The sequence below is a fragment of the Rhizobium sp. SVR5-2C genome (assembly GCF_056755115.1).
This window is the reverse complement of the sequence record NZ_JBNDHT010000623.1, coordinates 1-233: the sequence shown is the minus strand read 5'-3', so window position 1 is coordinate 233 and position 233 is coordinate 1. Positions and strand designations below refer to the sequence as shown.

Sequence of the window (233 nt, the reverse complement as noted above, 5' to 3'; positions counted from 1 at the left end):
ATGGATACCAATGGCGATGGCAATATCAGCGAGGCGGAATTCGTTGCCGCTCGTCCGTCCGATGTCAGCGAGGACCAGGCAACGCAGTTGTTCAAAAGCTTCGACACGAAGAACACCGGCTCGCTTACCGAATCGCAGCTGGCAAGCGCCATGCAGTCGGGCCAGCAGCCTCCTCCTCCGCCGCCTCAGGGCAGCCAGTCGAGTGACGACCAGCTCTCCAGCATGTTCTCCTC

Annotated in this window: 1 protein-coding gene; it reads left to right on the top strand. The window is 60.5% G+C overall.

Features of this window, described 5'->3' with window-relative positions; genetic code table 11:
- The coding region (locus ACPYOI_RS37140; protein ID WP_481424315.1) for an EF-hand domain-containing protein at window positions 1-233 on the top strand (233 nt) is incomplete at both ends.